Here is a 522-nt window from a genome sequence, read left to right as displayed (position 1 = left end):
CCTCGCCGTCGCGCATAAAGCCGCGGTCAAACACCTGGTAGAACAGGTTCAGCACGTCGCGGTGCGCCTTCTCCACCTCGTCGAGCAGCACCACGCTGTACGGGCGCTTGCGCACCGCTTCGGTGAGGATGCCGCCCTGCCCGTAGCCGACGTAGCCCGGCGGCGAGCCTTTCAGCTGCGAGACGGTGTGCGCCTCCTGGTACTCGGAGAGGTTGATGGTGATCAGCGACTTCTCGCCGCCGTACAGCTCGTCCGCCAGCGCCAGCGCGCTCTCGGTTTTGCCGGTGCCGCTCGGGCCGACCAGCAGGAACACGCCCTGCGGACCGTTCTCAGAGGTCAGACCTGTTTTAGCGGCGCGCAGGCGCTGCGCGATGGCGTTAAGCGCCGCGTCCTGCCCGACCACGCGCCGGCCGATTTCACTTTCCAGGGTCAGCAGTTCGGTCTGCTCGTCTTTCATCAGGGAAGACAGCGGCACCCCGGTCCAGTCGGCAATCACGTTGGCGACGGTGCGGGTGTCCACGT

The 522-nt window shown here is 66.7% G+C and carries 1 protein-coding gene; it reads right to left on the bottom strand.

The genetic code is table 11. The annotated features are described in order from the left end of the window. Window positions 1-522: AAA family ATPase (locus ABEH87_RS21670; RefSeq protein WP_346579423.1), on the bottom strand; the 522-nt coding region annotated here is incomplete at both ends.

The sequence above is a fragment of the Erwinia sp. Eh17-17 genome, assembly GCF_039675725.1.
Taxonomy (GTDB): domain Bacteria; phylum Pseudomonadota; class Gammaproteobacteria; order Enterobacterales; family Enterobacteriaceae; genus Erwinia.
This window is presented reverse-complemented; position numbering and strand designations above follow the sequence as displayed.